General features: G+C 70.6%; 17 protein-coding genes and 2 pseudogenes. 10 read left to right on the forward strand and 9 right to left on the reverse strand.

Annotated elements, in window-relative coordinates:
- Nucleotides 1-67: 67 nt before the first annotated feature.
- Entirely contained in the window at nucleotides 68-2,026 is a 1,959-nt protein-coding gene (locus ACLQ3F_RS03960) for an amino acid transporter (RefSeq protein WP_425846103.1), read from the reverse strand.
- A gap of 155 nt (nucleotides 2,027-2,181) precedes the next feature.
- Here ACLQ3F_RS03960 and corA point away from each other — a divergent pair, with 155 nt between their 5' ends.
- Nucleotides 2,182-3,315 (forward strand): magnesium/cobalt transporter CorA, encoded by a 1,134-nt coding sequence (corA, locus tag ACLQ3F_RS03965; RefSeq protein ID WP_425846105.1) that lies wholly within the window; start codon nucleotides 2,182-2,184, stop codon nucleotides 3,313-3,315.
- 16 nt (nucleotides 3,316-3,331) lie between these two features.
- Here corA and ACLQ3F_RS03970 read toward each other — a convergent pair whose 3' ends face one another.
- Together ACLQ3F_RS03970 and ACLQ3F_RS03975 are read right to left on the reverse strand one after the other, a co-directional pair.
- A complete protein-coding gene (locus tag ACLQ3F_RS03970; RefSeq protein ID WP_357196860.1) occupies nucleotides 3,332-3,517 on the reverse strand; it encodes a hypothetical protein in 186 nt (61 codons plus the stop codon).
- A gap of 208 nt (nucleotides 3,518-3,725) precedes the next feature.
- A complete protein-coding gene (locus ACLQ3F_RS03975; RefSeq protein ID WP_393221341.1) occupies nucleotides 3,726-4,241 on the reverse strand; it encodes a 2'-5' RNA ligase family protein in 516 nt (171 codons plus the stop codon).
- A gap of 78 nt (nucleotides 4,242-4,319) precedes the next feature.
- Between ACLQ3F_RS03975 and ACLQ3F_RS03980 the strand changes: the two genes are divergently transcribed.
- The gene (locus tag ACLQ3F_RS03980) at nucleotides 4,320-4,829 is read left to right on the forward strand and encodes a mycothiol transferase (RefSeq protein WP_357196854.1); all 510 of its coding nucleotides are present in this window, start codon (nucleotides 4,320-4,322) and stop codon (nucleotides 4,827-4,829) included.
- 9 nt (nucleotides 4,830-4,838) lie between these two features.
- Here ACLQ3F_RS03980 and ACLQ3F_RS03985 read toward each other — a convergent pair whose 3' ends face one another.
- Nucleotides 4,839-5,885 carry an NAD(P)-dependent alcohol dehydrogenase gene (locus tag ACLQ3F_RS03985; protein ID WP_357261501.1) on the reverse strand — a complete coding sequence of 349 codons (1,047 nt, stop codon included), beginning with the start codon at nucleotides 5,883-5,885 and terminating at the stop codon, nucleotides 4,839-4,841.
- A gap of 161 nt (nucleotides 5,886-6,046) precedes the next feature.
- On the opposite strand from ACLQ3F_RS03985, the gene ACLQ3F_RS03990 reads away from it, so the two are divergent.
- Together ACLQ3F_RS03990 and ACLQ3F_RS03995 are read left to right on the forward strand one after the other, a co-directional pair.
- The gene (locus tag ACLQ3F_RS03990) at nucleotides 6,047-6,496 is read left to right on the forward strand and encodes an SCP2 sterol-binding domain-containing protein (protein ID WP_425846112.1); all 450 of its coding nucleotides are present in this window, start codon (nucleotides 6,047-6,049) and stop codon (nucleotides 6,494-6,496) included.
- Nucleotides 6,493-8,556, forward strand: coding sequence for a glycogen debranching N-terminal domain-containing protein (locus ACLQ3F_RS03995; RefSeq protein WP_425846114.1), 2,064 nt, complete (start codon nucleotides 6,493-6,495; stop codon nucleotides 8,554-8,556). Before ACLQ3F_RS03990 ends, ACLQ3F_RS03995 begins: the two co-directional genes overlap by 4 nt.
- 45 nt (nucleotides 8,557-8,601) lie before the next feature.
- Here the strand turns inward: ACLQ3F_RS03995 and ACLQ3F_RS04000 are convergent, their stop codons facing one another.
- Nucleotides 8,602-9,105 carry a DinB family protein gene (locus ACLQ3F_RS04000; RefSeq protein ID WP_425846117.1) on the reverse strand — a complete coding sequence of 168 codons (504 nt, stop codon included), beginning with the start codon at nucleotides 9,103-9,105 and terminating at the stop codon, nucleotides 8,602-8,604.
- A gap of 134 nt (nucleotides 9,106-9,239) precedes the next feature.
- Between ACLQ3F_RS04000 and ACLQ3F_RS04005 the strand changes: the two genes are divergently transcribed.
- Nucleotides 9,240-10,145: a DUF72 domain-containing protein gene (locus ACLQ3F_RS04005; RefSeq protein WP_425846119.1), complete on the forward strand. Its 906-nt coding sequence runs from the start codon at nucleotides 9,240-9,242 to the stop codon at nucleotides 10,143-10,145.
- Nucleotides 10,146-10,181: 36 nt separating this feature from the next.
- Here ACLQ3F_RS04005 and ACLQ3F_RS04010 read toward each other — a convergent pair whose 3' ends face one another.
- Nucleotides 10,182-10,553 (reverse strand): hypothetical protein, encoded by a 372-nt coding sequence (locus ACLQ3F_RS04010; protein WP_357196836.1) that lies wholly within the window; start codon nucleotides 10,551-10,553, stop codon nucleotides 10,182-10,184.
- 198 nt (nucleotides 10,554-10,751) lie between these two features.
- On the reverse strand, nucleotides 10,752-11,381 hold the full coding sequence (locus ACLQ3F_RS04015) for a hypothetical protein (protein ID WP_357196833.1): 630 nt from the start codon (nucleotides 11,379-11,381) through the stop codon (nucleotides 10,752-10,754).
- 197 nt (nucleotides 11,382-11,578) lie between these two features.
- Here ACLQ3F_RS04015 and ACLQ3F_RS04020 point away from each other — a divergent pair, with 197 nt between their 5' ends.
- The gene (locus ACLQ3F_RS04020) at nucleotides 11,579-11,749 is read left to right on the forward strand and encodes a hypothetical protein (RefSeq protein WP_181541054.1); all 171 of its coding nucleotides are present in this window, start codon (nucleotides 11,579-11,581) and stop codon (nucleotides 11,747-11,749) included.
- 19 nt (nucleotides 11,750-11,768) lie between these two features.
- On the opposite strand, the gene ACLQ3F_RS04025 is transcribed toward ACLQ3F_RS04020, so the two are convergent.
- On the reverse strand, nucleotides 11,769-12,632 hold the full coding sequence (locus ACLQ3F_RS04025; RefSeq protein ID WP_425846123.1) for an alpha/beta fold hydrolase: 864 nt from the start codon (nucleotides 12,630-12,632) through the stop codon (nucleotides 11,769-11,771).
- Nucleotides 12,633-12,775: 143 nt separating this feature from the next.
- Nucleotides 12,776-14,032 (reverse strand): hypothetical protein, encoded by a 1,257-nt coding sequence (locus tag ACLQ3F_RS04030; RefSeq protein WP_357230173.1) that lies wholly within the window; start codon nucleotides 14,030-14,032, stop codon nucleotides 12,776-12,778.
- Nucleotides 14,033-14,385: 353 nt separating this feature from the next.
- Here ACLQ3F_RS04030 and ACLQ3F_RS04035 point away from each other — a divergent pair, with 353 nt between their 5' ends.
- The 4 genes and pseudogenes from ACLQ3F_RS04035 (at nucleotide 14,386) to ACLQ3F_RS04050 (ending at nucleotide 20,333) form a co-directional block, all read left to right on the forward strand.
- Nucleotides 14,386-16,443: a DNA gyrase/topoisomerase IV subunit B gene (locus ACLQ3F_RS04035; RefSeq protein WP_425846129.1), complete on the forward strand. Its 2,058-nt coding sequence runs from the start codon at nucleotides 14,386-14,388 to the stop codon at nucleotides 16,441-16,443.
- A 101-nt stretch (nucleotides 16,444-16,544) separates the two neighbouring features.
- A pseudogene (locus ACLQ3F_RS04040) lies at nucleotides 16,545-16,802 on the forward strand (DNA gyrase subunit A); the annotation flags it as partial.
- A gap of 168 nt (nucleotides 16,803-16,970) precedes the next feature.
- Nucleotides 16,971-17,600: pseudogene (locus ACLQ3F_RS04045) on the forward strand (LAGLIDADG family homing endonuclease); the annotation flags it as partial.
- Between the two features lie 423 nt (nucleotides 17,601-18,023).
- Nucleotides 18,024-20,333 carry a DNA topoisomerase (ATP-hydrolyzing) gene (locus ACLQ3F_RS04050; RefSeq protein WP_425846192.1) on the forward strand — a complete coding sequence of 770 codons (2,310 nt, stop codon included), beginning with the start codon at nucleotides 18,024-18,026 and terminating at the stop codon, nucleotides 20,331-20,333.
- Nucleotides 20,334-20,476: the final 143 nt, after the last annotated feature.

Below are 20,476 nucleotides of genomic sequence, written 5' to 3' on the forward strand. Positions count from 1 at the left end.
GGAACGGGTGGATCGTCCAGTCGGTATGACCACGCTCACTGTGCGCGACGGACTGCCGGCTCGCAGGTCAGCCGGCATGCACGTGCGGTCGACGGTGCGGGTCGGGCTCCTGGCGACGCAGGATCTCCCGGGTCACCGAGGCGATGGCACCCTGTCCGAACGCCAGGTAGCGCAGGAAGTTGCGGGTCGGGCCACCCTCGGACCACTCGAAGTAGATGTGAGGGCGTCGACGGCTGCGGTCGCGGATCTCCAGCAACAGTGCGGCGAGCGCGGTGGGCACCGACGAGCTGGCCAGGCTGAGCACCGGGAAGCGGCCGCCGACCACCCCGCCGCTGACCAGCAGCTCGGTCTCGAAGTCGGACGGGTCGGTGACAGTGACCTCGACGAAGATGACGTCGCTGTCGTCGGGAAATTCGTTGTCCGCCATGGTCTGCGCCAGCTTGGCGCGGTACTCCGCCTCGTCGCGCCGGTCGGGTTCGTGCGCGATGAGGCGGATCCGCCGTCCGGCGCGTTCGTCGATCATCCGAGCGGCGGTGTCGTCCAGCTCGACGTGGTTGACGCGCAGCTCGTAGGCCCGCATCAGCCGGGACAGCACCGACACCAGGATGATCCCGCCGATGAAACAGCCCGCGATCTTGACACCGTCCGGGCGTTCCACCACGTTCGCCGACGTGGTGTAGACGAAGATCACCGCGATGACGCCGAACACGATGGTACGGCCGCGCTGACGCTGCCGGCGCGCCGCGAGCGTCACCGCCGTCGCGGCCGAGGTGATCAACACCAGGACCCCGGTGGCGTACGCGCCGCCCTGCGCGTCCACGCTGGCCCCGAAGACGATCGTGATCAGAAACGCCACGGCGGTGAAGACCAGCACCAGCGGCCGGACGGCTCGCGCCCAGGTCGGCGCCATGCCGTAACGGGGCAGGTAGCGCGGCACCAGGTTGAGCAGACCAGCCATCGCCGATGCCCCGGCGAACCAGAGGATTCCGATCGTGGACAGGTCGTAGATGGTGCCGAACACCTCGCCGAGGTGGGCATGCGCCAGGTAGGCCAACGCGCGCCCGTTCGCCGGTCCACCCGGCCGGAAGGCCTCCGGTGGGATGAGCACCGTGGTCGTCACGCTGCTGGTGATCAGGAAGACGCTCATGATCAAAGCTGCGGTGGTGAGCAGCCGGCGCGCGCCACGGATCCGGCCCAGCGGGCGTGCCTCCGAGTCCTGCGGGTCACCCCGTACGCTCGGCATGACCGCCACCCCGGTCTCGAAGCCGGACAGACCCAACGCCAGCTTCGGAAAGACCAACAGCGACAGCCCGACCACCATCCACGGATCGCCGTGCCCGGTGGTCAGCATCGTGGTCCAGTCGCCGACCGCGCTCGGATGCGTCGCCACCCGCCACAGCGCGTCGGCCACCACCACCGCGTTCAGCGTCAGGTAGACCGCGACCAGGACGACGGCGATCCCGATGGCCTCGGTGAATCCCTTGAGGAACACCGCGCCCAACAGCGACACCAGCAGCAGCGTGACCAGTACCTCGTGACCCTTGAGCCCGCTCGGCCAGAACGGGTTCTCGTCGATGTGCGCCGTCGCGTCGGCGGCCGAGAGGGTGATGGTGATGATGAAGTCGGTGGCCACGAAACCGAGCAGCACCAGCACCAGCAACTTGCCCGGCCAGTAGCTCAGCAGGCGTACCAGCATCGCGATGGAGCCCTCACCGTGCGGGCTCTCCACCGCCACCCGCCGGTAGACCGGCAGCGCCCCCAGCAGGGTCACCAGCACCAGCACCAGGGTCGCCACCGGTGAGAGCGCCCCGGCGGCCAGCGCCGCGATGCCCGGCTGGTAACCCAGCGTGGAGAAGTAGTCGACCCCGGTCAGGCACATCACCTTCCACCACGGGTGGTGCCGGCGCTCCGGCGGGCGCCCGTGCGGCCCCGGGTGCTGCACGGCCTGGTCCGAGCCGGCTTTGAGCAGCCACCCCCGCAACCGGCCGGTGCGTCTGTCGACCTTCACCGGCGCGTCCCCCGTCATCCCGCCCACGGTCACCGTGAGTATCCGCCCGGCGGGCCGGCTCCGTCCGCCGGTGCGCGGAACCCAACCGACGCCACTGCGGGTTTCAGGGCCCAGGACAGAGGGGAAGCAGCGCCCCGGGCTGGTCGGGACGGCACCGGGGGAGGGGACAGGGCATGGTCGGCGGCCGTCGCTTCCGCCCGGGTGGGGGCTTCGGCCGCCAACTCGACGAGTACGAGACGAGGGTCGGTGTGCCGCCGCCCACGGAGTCACCCGCCGCCGCGTCCCACGGCGGCCTGGTGGACAGTGCGGTCTACATCCGTGGGCACCGGTTCGCCTCGCCGTCCGGCCTCGCGGAGACGTACCGCTGCCTGCAGGAGCAGGACGGCGCGATGGCCTGGATCGGGTTGTACCGGCCCGACATCGAGCAGATCACCTCGCTGGCCCGGGAGTTTCGGCTGCACGACCTGGCGGTCGAGGACGCGATCAACGCCCACCAGCGGCCCAAGCTGGAGCGCTACGGGCACACCCTGTTTCTGGTGCTGCGTGCCGCCCGCTACGACGACCTCCGGGAGGAGGTCGAGTTCTCCGAGCTGCACCTGTTCATCGGCCCGGGGTTCGTCGTCACCGTCCGACACGGTGAGGCGCCCGACCTGGCCGCGGTGCGGCGGCGGCTGGAGACCGAGGCGCAGATGCTCGCCCGGGGGCCGGAGGCGGTCCTGTACGCGATCCTCGACCAGGTCGTCGACGGGTACGCGCCGGTGGTGGCCGGACTGGAGAACGACATCGACGAGATCGAGACCCAGGTGTTCGGTGGCGACCCGAACGCCAGCCGCCGCATCTACGGGCTCAGCCGCGAGGTCATCCAGTTCCAGCGGGCTGCCCGCCCGCTGCTGAGCGTGCTCGACGCGTTGGCCGACGGCGCCGGCAGCGCCAGCGCCGACGAGGAGCTGCGCCGCTACCTGCGCGACGTGACCGACCACCTGACCCAGGTGGTGGAGCGGGTGGACGGTTTCCGGCACCTGTTGCAGAACATCCTCACCGTCAACGCCACCCTCGTCTCGCAGCAGCAGAACGAGGAGATGCGCAGCCTCACCGCGGCCAGCTACAGCCAGAACGAGGAGCTGAAGAAGGTCTCCTCCTGGGCGGCGATCCTCTTTGCTCCCACGCTCATCGGCACCGTGTACGGCATGAACTTCGTCCACATGCCGGAGCTGAATTGGCGCTTCGGTTACCTCTTCGCGCTGCTGTTGATGCTGCTGGTCTGCGGCACCCTCTATGTGATCTTCAAGCGGCGCGGCTGGCTCTGACCCGCGCGGGCGGGATTCACTCGATGCCGCGCAGGATGTGCCGTTCGTCCTCGACGTCGTCGTCGCCGGCACTGATCCGGCCGAGCAGTACGGCGGCCGCCCAGATCGTCAGTGGCGTGGCCGCTCCGGTCATTCCCCCGCCGGTCCGGTCTTCCCGGGTCTGGCTCCGCTCCGTGCGCGGTGGCCTGCGCTGAGCCTGCATGGGCCCTGCCTCTCCTCGTCGAGCCGCCGTGGGCGGCGCGGGGTGAACCCGCGCCACACCGGCCGGGCGGACCACCTGTGAGCAGCCCACCACCGGTACGACAGCCACTCGAACCTTCCCACGCCCGGCCGCATCCGCACCGCTTGTTTTCGGGTTTCCGACTGCCGCCCGCCAAACCGGACATTACGCCTCGATGGTCGAGGTGCGGTCACGGCAGCGGGTGGGCGATTCCTCGCGCGTGGTCGGTGAGCGCCGCGCCGACCACTGTCGCGCTCAGCGGCAACACCTCCAGACAGCGGCGCACCGCGGCGGCCATCAGCGTGTTCGGCACCCGCATGGAGAGCGTGCAGTGGGGCACCCACCGCCCCGGCCGGTAGTGCTCGGCGAGGGCGATGCCGGCGGCGGCGAGCCGGTCGTGCACCAGCCGGTGATGAGCGAGCAACTCCGGGGTGGGCGCCGGCCCGAGCCAGAGCACCCGACCGACGAACTGGCCGGCATGCTGGAAGTCGAGCCGCAGCGGGGCGGCCACCACAGTCCCCTGTAGCGCCTCGGCGACCTGCTCCGGGTCGAAACGGGGCGCCACCATGAGCGAGACGTGCGGACGGTGGCGCTGCTCCAGCAGCGAGCGCATGCTCTGCACCCCCTCGGCCTCCAGCGCGTCCCAGAGCACCCGGATCCGGCGGGTGGCGTCCGGGTCCAGGTACAACTCCACCGCGGCGACCATTCGATCACCGTAGCGGCCGAGGTTTGCGCGCCATGGGTTGGCGGTACCTGTTCGGAAACCGACCTGGAAGGCGTACCCGTGAACGTGAGTGACCTGCTGACCGAGGCGTACGACAGGCTGCCCGACCTCGTCCGCGCGGCGGTCGACGGCCTCAGCCCCGAGCAACTGCGCCACCAGCCCGGGCCGGGCGCCAACTCGGTCGGCTGGCTGGTCTGGCACCTCACCCGGGTGCAGGACCACCACGTCGCCGACCTGCTCGACGCCGAGCAGATCTGGGTGAGCGGCGACTGGGCGGGTCGGTTCGGGCTCGCCGCCGACCCCGACAACACCGGCTACGGGCACTCGCCCGCTCAGGTCGCCGCCGTGCGGCCGGAGAGCGCGCAGGCGCTGATCGACTACTACGAGGCGGTCGCGGCGCGTACCGGAAGCCTGCTGGCCGGCCTGGGCCCGGCGGACCTGGACCGCGTGGTCGACGAGGCGTGGGACCCGCCGGTCACCCTCGGCGTCCGGTTGGTCAGCATCGTCGACGACGACCTGCAACACGTGGGCCAGGCCGCCTACGTGCGCGGCCTCATCCAGGCCGACTGACCACCGGGCTCACGGCACGATCACCGCCCGGCCCTCAAGGGTCCCGTCGCGCAACTGGCGGTACGCGTCCAGCGCGTCGTCCAGCGCGAAGGTGGTGGTCTTCGGACGGACCAGGCCCCGGGCACCCAGGTCGAGCACCTCCACCAGCTCGGGGCGGCTGCCCCAGTACGTGGTCGCGATACTCACCTCGTAGGGCACGGAGAAGAACGACACCCCCACGGTGCCGCCGCCGATCCCCACGATGGTCAGGTCGCCCACGGTGCGGGCCGCCGCCACGCCGAGCGCCAGGGTGGTGTCCGTGCCGACGAAGTCCAGCACCACGTCGGCGCCCCGCCCGCCGGTGGCGTCCCGGATCTCCTCGGCGGCGGTCGGGCCGGAGGTCACGGTGCGCTCGGCGCCGCACTCCTCGGCCAGCCGCAGTGCCTCGGCCCGGGTGTCCACGGCGATCACTCGGGCGGCTGTGGTGGCTTTGAGGATCTGCACACCCACATGCCCCAGCCCGCCGACCCCGATCACCACGGCCGTGCTGCCCGGTGGCAGCTTCGGCCAGGAGCGCCGGACGGCGTGGTACGGGGTGAGCCCTGCGTCGGTGAGCGGTGCGGCCTGTGCCGGGTCCAGACCCTCCGGAAGAGGCACGACGTGCCGCGCGTCCGGGACCAGCTCGAACTCGGCCATGCCGCCGTCCAGTCCAAGGCCGCCGCCCCCGCTCGGCACCGGCGCAGCGGACTGGTTCTCGCAGTACGGGTCGATCCCGACCCGGCATCGGGCGCAGGTGCCGCAGCCCCACGCGCCGAAGACGGCGACCGGTTGGCCGACCGACAGCCCGGTCACCCCGGCACCGAGGGCGTGCACCCAGCCGGCGTTCTCGTGCCCGAGAGTGAAAGGTGGGTTCCAGGGCATCGTGCCGGGCTCGAACTCGTCCATCAGGTGCAGATCGGAATGGCAGGCGCCGGCACCGCCGATCCGGACCACCACCTGACCCGGCCCCGGCGTCGGATCGGGAACCTCGACCAACTCCGGTTCCGACTTCCACTCCCGCAATCGCAGCGCGCGCATAACCGGTGCTCCCGTCCGCTCGGCTGAACCACTGGGCTGCCCACCTCGTCCCGGAGCAAACGGGCCGACGCCGCAGCAGATCTGGCACCTCACCTGTTTCGGGTGAACCGGGCTCACCCCGACGCGGGTGATCCTGCGGGGAACCGTGGGGAGGGGAGCCGATGGGCGCGACGGCGGAGCAGTACCTGCGACAGCTGGACACCGGTCGGCGGCCCGACCTGCCGGAGACCACAGCGGGAACGCTGCGGCTGGACGTGCGCGACGACGGCAGCACCGATCACTGGTACCTGACAGTCGCCGACCAGCAGGTTCAGGTGGCACGGTCGGCCGACGACGCCGACCTGGTCGTCAGCGCGGACCGGTGGGTGTTCGACCGGATGGTCAACGGACAGCTGCACCCCGGCGCGGCTCTGCTGCGCAACGACCTCGCCCTTCACGGCGACATGCGACTGCTGATGCTGCTGCGGCGGATCTTCGCGGGGCCGAGCGGCGCCCGGCATCCCCGGGAGCTCGGCCGCGCTGCCCTTGCCGCTCGGCCCTCCGACCGGAGCGCGGCGGGTGCCCAGGCCTCAGACCGTCGCCCGGTGCACGCCTGGGAGGGACGGTCGTGAGGCAGGAACTGCTCCACGTGATCGCCGGTAACGTGTTCGCGATCTCCGACGCTCAGGGCGACATCGAGGCCGACCCGCGGTCACCCGTCGGGCTCTTCGCGTACGACACCCGTTTCCTGTCCCACTGGGTGCTCAGGATCGACGGCGAACGGATCAACGCGCTCTCCCGCGACGACCTGACGTACTTCGAGACGCGGTTCGTCCTGGTCCCCGGCGCGGCCAGCCACTACGTCGACGCCGACGTGTCGATCATCCGCCACCGCTCGATCCACGACTGTCTGCACGAGAGCATCACGGTGCTCAACCACTCGTCGGAGCCGGCCGACTTCACGATACGAGTGGAGATGGGCAGCGACTTCACCGACATCGCCGAGATTGGGCACCTCCGCCAGCGGGCCGTCGAGGTCGCTGCGGACTCGACGAACCAGCAGCTCGTGCTGCGGTACCAACGGCAGCGCTTCGTCCGCCAGACCACAGTGCGGAGCACCGAACCGGTCGAGGTGGACGAGGGAGGAATGACGTTCCGGGTCCGGATCGCCCCGGAGGGGCAGTGGGAGACCGACCTGCACATCTCCATGACCATGGGCGGTGCGGAGGGGCAGGACGTCCGCGACTCCCTGGAATCCCACCAGCGGGCCGTGCGTACCGGGATGCGCGAGAGCCTGGCGAACTGGATGGACCAGGCGCCGCAACTGGTGGCCGAACGCGCCGGGCTGGAGGAGATGTACCGGGGCAGCCTGGCCGACCTGGCGGCACTGCGGTACCAGCCGCTGTCGTACGACGCCCGTGTGCCGATCGCCGGTCTGCCGTGGGCGATGTGGTTGTGCGGACGGCACAGCATCATCACGTGCCTGGAGACGCTGGCGTTCACCCCGCAACTGACCCCCGCGACGCTGCGGATGCTGGCCTTCATGCAGGGCGGCCACCTCGACGACGAACTGGACGAGGAACCAGGCAAGATCCTGGCCCACCTCCGGTACGGCGAGTCCGGCGCGTTCGGCGACCGGGCTAACGCGCTGTACTACGGATCGGCGGACACCAGCCCGCTCTTCGTCGTCCTGCTCGACGAGTACGAGCGGTGGTCCGGTGACGGGGACCTGGTACGCGAGTTGCGCCACCCGGCCCGGATGGCGCTGGACTGGATCGACGAGTACGGCGACCTGACCGGAGACGGCTATGTGCGCTACCAGCGTCGAAACGAGCGCCACGGCGCCGTCAACCAGTGCTGGAAGGACTCCCCGGACGCCATCACCAGCGCCGACGACAGGCAACCCGCATTCCCCCGCGCCACCTGCGAGTTGCAGGGCTACGCGTACGACGCGAAGAGGCGGGGCGCCCGGCTGGCCCGGGAGTTCTGGGACGACCCCGCGTACGCCGACCGGCTGGAGCGGGAAGCCGCGGCGCTGAAGGACCGCTTCAACCGGGATTGGTGGCTGCCCCACCGGGACTACTACGCGTTGGCACTCGACCCGTACGGTGAGCCGGTCGACGCGTTGGCCTCCAACATGGGGCATCTGCTCTGGAGTGGGATAGTCCCGGACGACCGCGCGGAGACGGTCGCCGAGCATCTGGTCGGACCGCGCTTGTTCAGTGGTTGGGGGGTGCGCACCTTCGCCACCGGGCAGCGCCCGTACAACCCGGTGGGCGCCCACCTGGGGGCGGTGTGGCCGGGCGACAACGCTCTGATCGCCGCTGGTCTGCGCCGTTACGGCTGCGACACGCACGCGGCCACGATCGCGGGCGGCATCTTCGACCTGGCGCAGACTCTCGGCGGCGCGGTGCCGGAGGCGATCGCCGGGCACGAGCGCAGCCTGACGAAGTATCCGGTGCAGTTGCCGGGGGCCGCGCGCCCGCAGTCGTGGTCGTCCGGGGCACTGCTGATGCTGTTGAGCACCACCCTGGGGTTGCGACCCACCGGCGACAACCTGCTGGTGAACCCGGCCGTGCCCGAGGGGTTCGGTCGGCTGGAGCTGCTGGACATCCCGGGCCGCTGGGGCCACTCCGACGCCTACGCCAGGGACCGCACCACCGGGGTTCGGGCACGCACCCGACTCCGCTGAGGCTTGTCGGCGACCACCGCGCGACCCGCCCGCGCGGTGGTCGGGTCAGCCCATCGTCTTGGCGCCGTCGATCGACTCCCGCAGGATGTCGGCGTGCCCGGCGTGCTGGGCCGTCTCGGCGATCAGGTGCAGCAGCACCCGCCGGACCGTCCAACTCGCTCCCGGCTCGAACCAGGGCGCCTGCGGCAGCGGGTGCGCCGCGTCCAGGTCGAGGGTGGCGGTCAACTCGTCGGTCCGGGCGGCCACCTCCTGGAAGCGCTCGACCAGCCCGGCGAGGGTCTCGCCCGGCAACATCTGGAACTGACCGACCCAGTCGATCTCCTCGCGGTTCATCGCCTCCGCGCCACCGGCGGCGAAGAGCATCCACCGGTGCTCGACGCCGGACACGTGCTTGATGAGGCCGCCGAGGCAGAGCCCGCTGACGGTGGGGTGGCTGGCCGCCTGCTCGTCGGTGAGCCCGTCGACCGTCTGCAGGAGGAAACCGCGGTGCCTGCGGAGTGTCTGCAGGAGATCGGCGCGCTCGCCGGTGAGCTGCTCAGTGCTGGTCATGCCGCCACCCTTCGTTGATGTCCACCCGGTGCCACCGTAGGGCGAGGCACCGACACTTCCCGGGCACGACACCTCCTCGACCGAAGACCCGCCAGCGGTTGCCGATCCGCGCCGATGGCGGTCCACTGAATGACATGGGTGTGATTAAGGTGGGCACGTCGTCCTGGGCGGACCAGTCCCTGCTGCGTTCCGGGTGGTACCCACGCTCGGCCAGCACGCCGGCCCGTCGACTGGGCTTCTACGCCAGCCAGTTCCCGCTGGTCGAGGTGGACACGTCCTACTACGCCATCCCGGTGCCGGAGACGACCCAGGGCTGGGTGGACGCCACACCGGACGACTTCACCTTCGACGTCAAGGCGTTCAGCCTCTTCACCGGTCACCCGACACCGGTCGCCGTGCTGCCACGGGACCTGCGACCGGCCGGCGGCCCGAGCCGGATCCGCCGCCGGGACCTGCCGGAGCCGGCGTACGACGAGCTGTGGGCCCGGTTCCGCGCGGCCCTCGACCCGATCGCGGCGGCCGGCAAGCTCGGTGTGGTGATGTTGCAGTTCCCGCCGTGGCTGGTGCGTAGCCCCGCTGCCGAACGCCGGATCGTCGAGCTGGCGCAGCGCTGCCGCCCGTGGCGGGTCGGTGTGGAGCTGCGGCACGGCTCCTGGTTGGACGACGACGCGGCGGCGGACACTCTGGACCTGCTACGCGCCCACGACCTGTCCCTGGTCTGCGTCGACATGCCACAGGGGCACCCGTCGTCGGTGCCGCCGATCCTGACCATGACGGCGGAGCCGGCGATCGTCCGGTTCCACGGTCACAGCGACGCCTGGCGTGAAGGCGACAAGCAGGAGAAGTTCCGGTACGCCTACGCCGAGGACGAGCTCCGACACTGGGCCGCGCTGCTGGCCGAGTTCGCCGACCTCTCCGACGAGCTGCACGTGCTGTTCAACAACTGCTGCGCCGGGCAGGCCCAGCGCGACGCCACCCGGCTGGCGCAACTGCTCGCCGAGACGATGCTCGTCGAACAGGCCGTTCCGGCGACCGGCTGATCTCCGCACCGGTCACCCGGCCCGACGCCGGTCCGCTCAGGACCGGCGTCCCCGGCTGCGCAGGGCGTCCTGGGTCGACTCGCCGATGTCCGCGTCGTCGGGGAAGCTCCTGCCGCTGGGGGCGGGATCGGGTGGGGCACCGGGTCCGGCCATCGTCGTACGGGTCGGCTCGACCGAGCCGAAGCCGTGTCGTCCCGCCGGGTCCGACCGGCCCACCGGGGCACCCGCGCGTCGCTCTCCGCGCCGTCCCGCGGGCACCGCGGTCTCCTCGCTGCCCTCGTCCATCGGTGAGTCGTCGCCGGTGCCCCAGGGCGCGTCGGCGTCGAAGTCGTCGCCGGTGCCCCACGGCTTGGTCGCCTCCGGCTCGAGCCGGTCGTTGTTCCCGCTGCGTCCCTCGTGCGCCGTCATGGCCACCCCGCTCGTCGGTCCGCCGCTACGGCGGACGATGTGCCGTCCTCGGGCCGGGACCGCCCGCCCGAGCGCGGCGTACGACATGTCGCCGGCACGCCCGCCGCCCGCGCGGGACCCGTCATCGCTCCGGTGCGCGAGCAGCCCGGTCAGCGCCCCGCCGTCGAGGTGGCGGCGGGACGCCGACCGGCTTGCCGTTCAGCGTCCGGCCATCGCCATCGGCCGCTTGCCGTTGCTCATTCCCGCCATCTTGATCATGCCCTTCGAGGCGCCCTTCATCCCACCGGCGCGACCGAGCATCCCGCGGAACACCTGGCCGGGCTTCTGCTGCTCACCCATGTACGCGGTGACCACGACCAGGGTCCCGGTCAGCGCCGGAATGGCCCACTGGAGCAGCTTCATCTGCCGCTGCGACGAGGCCACACTGGCCGGTGTCTGGTGGTTCGGCTCGGTGGCGCCGCTCACCGACGGACCGCCCGCCTTTTCCAGCCGCATGCCGACCAACCGGCTGTAACCGGTGACCGCCAGCGCGCCGATGGTCAACGCGGTCTTGATGGCGCTGGCCCGGCCCACGCCGGCCTGGGCCGCCACCCGTGGGCTCTCGGTCACCAGCTCGCCGACGGCGCCGGCCAGGTGGGCGCCGATCGCGGCCGCGTTGACTGGTGTCCACTTGGACCATCCGGCCGAGGCGACCGGGAGCCGCTGGGTCGAGTCGCTGATTTTCGCCGCTGCGCCGTTCACACCGAAGGCACCCATGAGGGAGCCGCCAAACCAGGCCGCCAGGCCCAGATCGTGCATCGAGCGCAGTGCGGTATGCCGTTCGGACATGTGATCCCCTTCCGCCGTGTCGGGCGGTGCGGCTTACCCGCCGGTCGAGCGGCTAACCCCGCCCCGGGCGGGCCGATCACCGCCGTGGCGGGCCGCTACCGGACATCAGCGGTGTCGGCGGTTCTACCTGCCCAGGGCAGGAGTCGTTCGCCCGGCGGCGGGTAGATCCCGAGCGACGCCGACGAGAGGGGAACGGGATGTCGCAGCCGGACGAGAGCCGGGAGAAGACCCCCAAAACAGACGCGGTGCTCATGCACCCCGACAACGACCCACACCGGAACACCGCAGAGGTCCCACCCCGCAAGGAGCATGCCGAGATCCAGGTGGAACGGGACGGGGAACTCGTGCCGCTGGACCAGGACGAGTGAGCCGACCGGCCGGTACGGCTCAGCGGGGCGGCAGGTCGCCGACGAAACCGGCGATCCGCCGCGCCAGCGGGGCGCTCGCGCGGACCCAGGTGAAGTGGTCCAGTGTCGCCCCGGCCTGCGCCACTGTGTAACGCTCCCGGGTCACCGGCGCGTCGACGAGCTTCGCGCAGAGGTGGTCCATTGTCTCGTGCGGGGTGAACTGGTCGTCGTCCACACTGACGGCCAGCACCGGGGTCCGCACCGCGCGGACCGCCGCCTCGCTGTCCGTACCGTCGAGCCGGGGGAAACGGCCGCTCCGCGCCGTGTACGCCCAGTCACGGACCACGCCGCGCGCCTGCCGGCCGCCGAAGCCCCAGCCGGGCCAGACCCCGAGCAGCGCCGCCGTCGCGGCGATCCCCTGGGTGAGAGGCAGCACGCCGAGGCCGCGCCGGCCCGGGTAGGTCCGCCAGTACGGGATGCCGACGGCGATGAGCGCCAGGCCGTCCACCTCGTCGGTCCCGTGCAGGGCGAGATGCAGCAGGCTGGCCTGCCCGCCGAGTGAGTGCCCGAGGAGCAGTCGGGTGCGCCCGTCCAGTCGCGGCTTGAGAGCGGCCAGGACGGCGCCGACGTCGTTGGCCAGATCGGCGTAACCGTGCCGGTCCGCCCGACTCGGCGTGGGCGTGCTCGCCCCGGTGCCGCGCAGGTCGGCCACGACCACGGCGAGCCCGGCGGCGCGCAGCTCGGCGGCGAAGGGCCGGTAGTACCGGGCCCGGACCCCCATCGCCGGCCAGATCACCACCACCGGCGCGCCGGTCACCCCGGGCGGCTCCGGATAGACCTGCACACCCAGCCGGCCACCGTCGACGTCGACGAACTCCTGCGCGTATTCCGGGTCCCCGTTCACCGACCCAGCCTACGGCCTGACGTTACCGGCGGGTAGTAGCCGGCCGTGCGGCCCCACGACAGCGACGGGCAGACGTGCCGCGCGCTCGCTGGACGCGACGGAGGGCCCCGCCGATCGGCGGAGCCCTCCGAAGGGCGCTGTGGTCAGGAGACCGAGATCGCCCCGTTGCTGGCCCGGACGCAGGCCACCGCTCGGGCGCTGGTGGACGCCGCGCCGCTCAGGCACTGGCCGAGCACCTGGTGCCCGGTGGCGTTCGGGTGCCACGACTCCTGGCAGGTCTGGAAGTAGCTGACGCAGGTGTTGGCGATGCGCTGGATGGCGATCTTGTCCTTGCCGGCGAGGCTGGTGACGAAGGTGCCGGTCGCGCCGTCCTGGAGCCGGATCGGGGTGGCCAACGCGCCACTCGGGCTGCTGGTCTGCTCGCAGAGCCGGGCACCGTTGAAGGCCTGCTGCACGTTGAGGTACACCAGGTCGTCGGCGGGGAACTCGGCGGCCAGAGTGTCCCGGGTGGACTTCACGATGCCGCCCAGACCCTGGGAGAAGCGGTGCCCCGGCGCCAGGCTGGCCCGGTGGATCGGGCAACCGGCCGCGTACCGCTCGGCACCCAGGTCACGGAACTTGTCCCGGGTGTCGTCCCGGCTGTCCTCCTCGTGGAACTGCTGGTTCAGGTCCAGCGGCAGTGGGTTCGTGTAGTCCTGGAACACCACCCGGTGCTGCCCGTCCGCGTCCACCTGGTCGAGGGTGGTCAGGATCTGGCGTACGGCTGCGGTGGTCTCCGCGGTCGCGGCGCTGAGCTGCGCGGCGGTGGCCAGGTCGGCGTCGCTGCACGGCTTCTGCTCCACCGGCCCGTTCAGGTACGCCCAGAACTCCCACCAGCCGGTCCAGGCGTCGGCGATGAACCGGTTGGCGCACTTCTCAGCGACGCTGCCGAAGGTGAACGAGCTGTTGTTGGAGCCGAGGCCGATCAGCACCAGGTCGATGTCCTGGGTCTGCGCGACGGCGCGCAACTGGCTCAGCTGCGAGGCCACGGTACGACCGTTGGTCCGCGCCTGGGAGGCGTTGGCGATGTCGTGTGGCTGGCCACCGGAGCAGGCCAGGTTGAACCGGTTCTGGATGCCCGGCAGGTTGGCCTGGTTGAGCGAGGCGTTCGCCGACCGGTGGCAGAAGAACGCGTTGTTGTTCGCCGCCGTCCAACCGGGGAAGCCCTGGCTGACTCCGTTGACGTCGACGACCGGGGTGTACGCCCCGGCGCCCTCGCCACTGATGAAGCTGTCCCCGAGTGCCACCGCGGCGGTGGGCAGCGCGGCAGCCGCGGGTGCGGGCAGCGCGACGGCGGTCGACAACGCGGCCATGGCGATCGTTAGTCCCGCGGCGAGCGCGGTACGCCGGAACCTGGGCATGGGGCCCCCAACCATCGAAAGATGAAAGATTCTCTGAGAGCGCGATCAGATCACCCCGGCGCGACAGGCGTCAATGGCCCGTAACAGATTCGTTCGATGAAAGACACGGGCGCGTAGGCATGACCCGCTACCGCGTCGAGTTGGCCCCGCGTGCCGGTAGGCGGTGTCTCTGCGTGGTTTCATGATCACCCGAACGCTGTTCGTTGGCTCACGTCCGGACGGCCACGCGCGGCGGGTCGCGTAGGTCCTCCGGTAGTTGTCCTAGCCTCGGGCTAGGCTCGCTGCGGCGCGCCACGCCGGCTGATGTCGCCGGTGACCGGCAGCACACCGCCGAGACCGGGGAGTACGACCAGTTGACCGCAGAGCCAGACACCCTGTACGGGGCCGATGACCTCACCCACCTTGAGGGCCTGGACGCTGTCCGCAAGCGGCCCGGCATGTACATCGGTTCCACCGACAGCCGTGGCGTGGGTCACCTCGTCAACGAGATCCTCGACAACTCCACCGACGAGGGTGTCGCCGGTCACGCCAGCCACGTCGAGGTAATCCTGCACGCCGACGGCTCGGTGCAGGTCGACGACGACGGCCGGGGCATCCCCACCGACGTGCACGCCAAGTCCGGCATCTCCGGCGTCGAGCTGGTGCTGACCCGGTTGCACGCCGGCGGCAAGTTCGGCGGCTCCGGCTACAAGACCTCCGGGGGTCTGCATGGTGTCGGCGCGTCGGCCGTCAATGCGCTGTCCCGTCGCTTCGACGTGACCGTCCGCCGGGCCGGCAAGGTCCACGCGATGTCGTTCCGACACGGCGTCCCGGGCATCTTCGACGGCGACGGGCCGGAGGCCCCCTTCACCGCCGGCCCCGGGCTCCAGGTGACCGGGGCCATGAAGCGCGGCCAGCGCACCGGCACCTCGATCCGCTGGTGGCACGACGCCCGCTACTTCGAGACCGGCGCCGCGCTCGACGTCGACGCCGTCCGGATGAAGCTGCGCAACACCGCTTTCCTGGTCCCCGGCGTGACCTACCTGCTCCGCGACCTGACCGGTGAGGCGCCCGCCGAGGAGCGGTTCCACTACCCCAACGGGCTCAGCGACATGGTGGAGTTCCTCGCCCCGGCCGGCGACCGGCCGGTCTCCGGCACACTGCTGGTCAACGGCGAGGGCACCTACCGGGAGAACGCCGCCGACGCCAACGGCGTCATGCAGTCCAACGTGCAGCGGCGCGCCGAGGTCGAGGTGGCGTTCCGGTGGGGCACCGGTTACGAGCGCACCGTCGAGTGCTTCACCAACACCATCCGTAACGCGCACGGCGGAACCCACCGCAAGGGTTTCGAGCGGGCCCTCGTCCGCGCGCTCGCCGACGCGATCCGTAACACCCGCGGTCTGCTCAAGGCCAAGGAGGAGCCGCCCACCCTGGACGACGTCCTGGAGGGGATGACGGCGGTGGTGCACGTGCGGATCCCCGAGCCGCAGTTCACCTCGCAGACCAAGGACGAGCTCTCCACCACCGGCATCACCAAGGTTCTCCAGTCCCTGGTCGACGCGCACATCAAGGCATGGCTGGAGGACCGGCGCACCAAGGCCGAGGCGCGCACCGTCCTACAGAAGATCGTCGACGCCGCCCGGGTGCGGCTCACCCAGAAGCAGCAGAAGGACGCCGCTCGGCGCAAGACCGCCCTGGAGGGCGCGTCCATGCCGCCGAAGCTCGTCGACTGCCGGGCCACCGGCATCGATCGCAGCGAGCTGTTCATCGTCGAGGGTGACAGCGCCCTGGGCACGAGCCGGATGGCCCGTTCCTCGGAATACCAGGCGCTGCTGCCGATCCGCGGCAAGATCCTCAACGTGCAGAAGGCCAACCTCCAGCAGGTTCTGGACAATGCCGAGTGCGCGGCCATCGTGCAGGTCCTCGGCGCCGGCTCGGGGCGCACCTTCGACCTCTCCGCGCTGCGCTACGGCCGTGTGCTGATCATGGCCGACGCCGACGTGGACGGCGCCCACATCCGTACGCTGCTGATCACTCTGTTCGCCCGGTACATGCGACCGCTGATCGAGGCCGGTCGGCTCTACGCGGCGATGCCACCCCTGCACAAGATCACCACCAAGGGGCGCAGTCCGCAGACCGTCTACACCTACACCCAGGCCGAGATGGAGACGACGGTCCGCAAGCTGGAGAAGGCCGGCAAGCAGATCGTCACGCCCATCCCACGGTTCAAGGGTCTCGGTGAGATGGACGCCGACGAGCTGTGGGACACCACGATGAACCCGGCCACCCGGGCCGTCCGCCGGATCACCCTCGACGACGTCGATGCCGCCGAACGCATCCTCGAACTGCTGATGGGCGAGAAGGTCGAGCCGCGCCGCAACTGGCTCATCGACTCCGCCGACCGCGTCGACCGGGATGCGATCGACGCGTGAGCGAGCGACAGCGAGCGAATCTCGATACAGCGCGATGGTGTCTCCTGCCGTTGCGAAGCGACGGCATGAGCGCCCGATCCGTTCCGATGGAGAGCTGAGTCATGGCACGCCGTAAGGAAAACAAGGTCGACCTCTCCTCGTTCGACCAGGCCGGCGCGCGGGTCTTCGACAACCCGCTGGTCACCGAGGTCTCCGACTCCTACCTGGAGTACGCGTTCTCGGTCATCCACTCCCGCGCGCTACCCGACGCCCGCGACGGCCTCAAGCCCGTGCACCGGCGCATCCTCTGGTCGATGTACGAGCAGGGCTACCGCCCCGACCGTGGGCATGTGAAGTCCGCCCGAATTGTCGGGGACTGCTTCGTTGCCGGCACGCTGGTCTCCACGCCTGATGGCCTGCGACCGATCGAGGAGATCGAGGTCGGAGAGCTCGTGCTGGATGGTGAGGGCGCTTCGGTCCCGGTCACCGCCGTGTATCGAAACCCGACCTCCGACCTCGTGCGCGTCACCTGGAGTAATGGGCACACGATGCTCGTCACCCCAGGCCAACGCTTCCGGGTGGTCGCGGACGACCTCTCGGTGCAGTGGGCCGAGGCTCGGGATCTGGCGGGACGCCTTTCGCTGGCCTACGGGAACCGCCGTAGCGAGGTGTCGACGCAACCTGGCAACGTCTACGACTACGTGCGCGGACTGCTGGTAGCCGAGGGCTTCCCGGCCGACCGGAACCGCGCAGCGGACGGCCGGGTTCGGATCCACATGTGTGACATCGAACCGCTCGATGTCGCTCACGGCTGGGCCATCGCCAGTGGGGTGAACGTCTCCCGAGGTAAGCGCGAGGCGCGCAACCCCCTCCATCGCGACCAGCACATTCTGACCTTCAGTCGTCACGAGGGGCTACTGGAAGCGACGCGTTCGCTCAGCCGAGACAAGTCCGTACCGCACGACATCATCGCGAACCGGTCGGCTTGGGTGCCGTTCCTCGCCGGCTTCTTCGACGGAGACGGCTACGTCCGTAAGCGCTTCAGGGAGATCGTCTTCGTCAGCACGAGCGAGGTGCTGGTGCGGCAGATCTACGCCATGCTTGCAGACCAAGGGCTGCACGGGCACCACTGGACCAGCGGTCGCGCCTCCGCAGGCAACCCGCTCTTTGGCCTCTCGGTCTCTGGGCGGGACGCCGCAGACCTTGCCCGGTTGCTGCTGCCCTGGGTGCGGATCGGATACAAGCAGGACGGCTTGCAGCGGGTCGCCGACATCGGCTACGAGTACAGCGGCAAGCAGGGCGACGACCGGTTGCCGTACGGTCCGGTCGTCGCGGAGTTCACGGCCGCGCACCAGGGCGGCGGGTGGTTCCGGGACCAAGACGGCCAGGCGTTTCGCGCCTCGCTCTCGGCGAGCGGCGGACCGAAGGTACGGTACGGCAAGGACCGCAATGGCGTAGCGCTTGCGGACCGGTCGTTCCAGTTGGAGCGTGCGGTCCGGGACGGTTGGATCGACAAACTCCACCGCCTCGGCTCTCCACTCGCAGCTCGACTGGAAGCGTTGGTCGGGAGTTCGTTTCTCCGAGTCACCTCGGTCGAGGAGGTGTCACCCGACGTTACGTACGACATTCAGGTTGGCAGTGACGAGCACGCGTTCGTCGCCGAGGGCTACGTCGTTCACAACTGCATGGGAAAGTACCATCCGCACGGCGACACGGCGATCTACGACGCGATGGTCCGCCTCGCGCAGGACTTCTCGCTCAACGTGCCCCTCATCGACGGGCATGGAAATTTTGGATCTCCAGACGACGGCCCGGCTGCCAGCCGTTACACCGAAGCCCGAATGTCCCGCGAGGCCATGCTGCTCGTCGGTGAGCTGGGCGAGGACACCGTCGACGTCGAGCCCAACTACGACGGGTCGCTGACCCAGCCGACAGTGCTGCCGGCGGCCTTCCCCAACCTGCTGGTCAACGGCGCGTCCGGGATCGCGGTCGGGATGGCCACCAACATGATCCCGCACAACCTGGCAGAGGTCGTCTCCGCGGCCCGCTGGCTGATCAACCACCCGGACGCCACTCTGGACAAACTCATGGAGTTCGTCCCCGGCCCCGACCTGCCCACCGGTGGGGTGCTGCTCGGCCTGGACGAGGTGCGCCGGGCGTACGAGACCGGCCGCGGCGTGGTGCGGATGCGCGGCAAGGTGGAGATCGGCCCGATCGAGGGCAGCCGGGGCCGTCAGGCGATCACCGTTGTCGAGCTGCCCTACGGCGTCGGCGCGGAGAAGGTCATCGCCGCGATCACCAACGAGGTCACCAAGACCAAGCGGCTGACCGGCATCGCGGACGTCAAGGACCTCACCGACCGGGAGAGCGGCACCCGCCTCGTCGTGGAGTGCAAGGTCGGAGTCAACCCACAGGCCCTGCTCGCCGACCTCTACCGGTTGACCCCGCTGGAGCAGTCGTTCGGCGTCAACAACCTGGTCCTGGTCGACGGGCAGCCGCGCACCCTGGGCCTCAAGGCGCTGCTGGAGGTCTTCCTGGCCCACCGGTACGAGGTGGTCACCCGGCGCACCTCGTTCCGTCGGCGTAAGCGTCAGGAGCGGCTGCACCTGGTCGACGGCCTGCTGATCGCGCTGCTGGACATCGACGAGGTGGTCCGGCTGATCCGGGGCAGCGACGACGCGCAGGCCGCGAAGGACGGGCTGATGAGCCGGTTCGGCCTCTCCGACATCCAGGCCACGTACATCCTGGACACTCCGTTGCGCCGGCTGACCAAGTTCGACCGGATCGAGCTGGAGGCCGAGCAGGAGCGGCTGCGCTCCGAGATCGCCGAGCTGAGCAAGATCCTCGATGACGAGCGGGTGCTCAGAAAGGTCGTCTCCGACGAGCTGGCGGCCGTGGTCAAGCAGTTCAGCACCGAACGTCGCACGACGCTTGTCGACGGTGACCTCAAGGAGGTGTTGGCCGCGTCCGCGCCGGCCGGCCCGCTGGAGGTCGCCGACGACCCGTGCCAGGTGATCCTCTCCGCGACCGGGCTGGTCGCCCGGACCGCGGCCGAGTCGGAGGAGAGCTCCGAAGGGCGCCGACGCAACGGCCGGGTCAAGCACGACACGGTACGCGCCACAGTGCACTCCACCGCCCGTGGTCGGGTGCTGCTGTTGACCAGCGCCGGTCGGGCGTTCAAGGTCGACGTTCTGCCGCTGCCGGTGCTGCCCGAGCAGGCGGGCACCGTGTCACTGCGTGGCGGTATGTCCGCGGCCGAGCTGGTGCCGTTGGCGGCGGGGGAGACCGTCGTCGGCCTGGCCCCGCTCGGCGGGCAGGCGGAGGGCTCACCGGGGCTGGCGTTGGGCACCCGGCAGGGCGCGGTGAAGATCTGCTCGCCGGAGTGGCCGGTGCGCTCGGACGAGTTCGAGGTGATCGGTCTGCGCGACGGTGACGAGGTGGTCGGGGCGACCTGGCTGACCGACGGCACCGAAACGCTGACCTTCGTCACCTCGGAGGCGTCGCTGTTGCGCTTCCCCGCCGGGCTGGTGCGGCCGCAGGGCCTCAAGGGTGGCGGTATGGCCGGCATCAATCTGCCGGTCGGGGCGCGGGTCGCGTTCTTCGGCGCGGTGCGCACCGACGACCCGGGGCACGGCGAGCCGATGGTGGTCACCTCCACCGGCGCGACGGTCAAGGTGACGCCGTTCAAGGCGTACCCGGCAAAGGGCCGGGCGACCGGCGGCGTGCGCGCGCACCGCTTCCTCAAGGGTGAGACGGACGTGGCCGTCGCCTGGGTGGGCCCTCGACCGGTCGGCGCGACCGGCACCGGCGAGCCGGTCGAGTTGCCCGCTGCGGACCCACGCCGCGACGGAAGCGGCTTCGCGGTGATGCTCGGCCCAACGGTGGTAGGCCACCTGATCGAACGCGACTGACCCCTCACCCGTTGTCGTGCCGCCCTCGGGGGCACGCCCCGGCCCCAAGATCCGCACAACGGGGGGGGGGGGGTGTCCCTATGGGTTTCGTCAAGCGGGGACGGGTGCCTGATCTGTCGGCCGTGGTTGGTAGGGGATCTTGT

Source organism: Micromonospora sp. DT15, from assembly GCF_049841475.1.
Taxonomy (GTDB): Bacteria; Actinomycetota; Actinomycetes; order Mycobacteriales; family Micromonosporaceae; genus Micromonospora.